Here is a 2,362-nt window from a genome sequence, read left to right on the forward strand (position 1 = left end):
GGGAGATAAGTATCAATAGCATGGTAAGGAAATCCTGCCATCTCAACGTGCTTTGCAGACCCGTTCGCTCTTTTGGTAAGGATAATGCCAAGAATCTTGGAAGCAACTATGGCGTCCTCACCATATGTTTCGTAAAAGTCACCTACTCTGAATAGAAGAATTGCCTCCGGATATTTTGATTTAACGGAGAAGTATTGCTTCATTAAGGGGGTCTCTGCTATTTTTTTATCCTCGTTCATCTTTACAAAAATAGATATTATCTTTGTATTATTCCCCTCTAAAAAAACAATGTATGAAAATAATTTCGTCGATTTTAATCACTTTGGCTATCTCTTCCATAGCTTTTGGAAAAGACAAAAAAGAAAATTTGGCAGCCACTCATTTACAGCAGATAATGAAAGAAAATAAAGCAGTGGGTCTTGCTGTAGCAGTAGTCAAAGATGGCAGAATTGTATATGTTGAGTCTTTTGGTAAGAAAGATATTGAAAAAAATCTTGATCTTAAAAAAGATGATATTTTCAGAATAGCATCAATTTCCAAATCTTTTACCACAACTGCTTTATTGACGCTGGTGGACAAGGGTTTGGTGGACATTAATCAGGATGTGAGTGACCTTATAGGTTTTAAAGTTCGCAATCCAAAATTCCCCGATATTCCTATTACCCTCAAGATGCTTCTATCACATACTTCAAGCCTGCGGGATGCTGCAGGTTACTTTAGTCTTGATGTAGTCAATCCCGACAAGAATGAAAAGTACGGAGAAGCTTATCATGACTATGCACCCGGAACAGCATATGAATACTGTAATCTCGGATTTAACATTATCGGTACTATTGTTGAAAGAGTGTCCGGGAAGAGATTTGATAATTATGTAAGAAACAGCGTAATAAGACCCTTGGGTCTATATGCAGATTACAATGTTGATTCTCTTGACGCTTCAAGGTTTGTAACTTTATATGGCAATGATGATAATGGCATATGGGGAGCAAGACCTGAGGCGTACATGAGCAGAGGAGAGGAAATTAAAAACAATTATGTTTTTGGCTACAGTACTCCCATTTTTTCTCCAACTGGAGGAATTAAAATATCTGCACAGGATCTTGCACGCTATATGATAATGCATATGAATCATGGTAAATACGGCAAGGTGAGAATTATTTCCGAGAAGAGTTCAATAATGATGCAGACGCCTGTTGTGAAAGTTGACGATTTTACTGAGTATTGTATGGCTATGGAAAAAGTCACAAATTTGATTCCGGGGGAGGTTATGACGGGGCATACAGGTTCTGCATATGGAGTATACAGTGCGATGTTCTTTAATCCTGAAAAGCGATTTGGTATAGTTATGATGACGAATGGTTGTCCACCTGTTTACAAGGATGGCTTCACTGTTATTCAAGGTGAAGTAATAAGGGCTTTGTACAATATATTTATAGCTAAGTAGATTGAAAAAACTGTTGATTATTACCTATTACTGGCCTCCTGCAGGAGGGTCCGGTGTTCAGAGGTGGCTTAAGTTTGTAAAATATTTAAGAAATTATGGTTACGAACCGGTAGTCTATACTCCGGAAAATCCTGAATTTATGGCGAAGGATCAAGGGCTTCTTGCAGAGATTCCTCAAGGAATAGAGGTGATAAAAAGGAAAATTTTTGAGCCTTATAGCCTCTATAAGATATTTACAGGCAGGCGAGGTGAAGCCATTAAGCCCGGATTTATTGCGGAGAGTGGCGAGAGCAGTAAAAAATCCTTTAAAGAAACTTTTTCTCTTTTTGTCAGAAGTAACTTGTTTGTTCCAGATCCAAAATGTATGTGGATAAGACCTTCTATCAATTACCTCAACAGATATTTAAAAACGAATCCTGTTGATGCTATTGTCAGTACTGGACCTCCTCATTCCATGCACTTGATTGCAAGAGGTCTGGCTCGGAGGACTGGAATAAAATGGGTTGCTGATTTCCGTGATCCCTGGACTACTATGTATACATTCAAGTACATGAAAAACACATTTTTAACCAAATTGTTGCACAAAAGAATGGAGCGAAGCGTTATCAGGGAAGCCGATGCAGTTGTGGTAGTGACAAACTTTATGAAGGAGGAATTTCTTGCACTCAAGCCTAAGAGAATCAAAGTAATTACTAATGGATTTGATGCCTCTGATTTTGCACAAATAAATGAATCTTTAGAAGATAAGTTTACTATTACTTATACTGGTCTGTTTGTTAAAGACCGAAACCCATCCATTTTGTGGCGCATACTTGGTGACATGGTAAAAGAAGTTCAAGGATTTGGAGAGGATCTTTTGCTTAGAATTATTGGTCATACTGACGGCTCTGTATGGAGTGACATTTTGGGTAATTCTCT

The 2,362-nt window shown here is 37.9% G+C and carries 3 protein-coding genes; 2 read left to right on the forward strand and 1 reads right to left on the reverse strand.

The window, feature by feature from the left end; translation table 11 throughout:
- Positions 1-203 (reverse strand): MutS N-terminal domain-containing protein (locus tag PLL47_RS14790; protein WP_324447335.1); only part of this gene is annotated, 203 nt, incomplete at its 3' end.
- A gap of 119 nt (positions 204-322) precedes the next feature.
- On the opposite strand from PLL47_RS14790, the gene PLL47_RS14795 reads away from it, so the two are divergent.
- Positions 323-1,444 carry a serine hydrolase domain-containing protein gene (locus tag PLL47_RS14795; protein WP_324447337.1) on the forward strand — a complete coding sequence of 374 codons (1,122 nt, stop codon included), beginning with the start codon at positions 323-325 and terminating at the stop codon, positions 1,442-1,444.
- A 1-nt stretch (position 1,445) separates the two neighbouring features.
- Positions 1,446-2,362: glycosyltransferase (locus tag PLL47_RS14800; RefSeq protein WP_324447339.1), on the forward strand; the 917-nt coding region annotated here is incomplete at its 3' end.

Source organism: Methanosarcina sp. (assembly GCF_035390745.1).
GTDB lineage: Archaea > Halobacteriota > Methanosarcinia > Methanosarcinales > Methanosarcinaceae > Methanosarcina.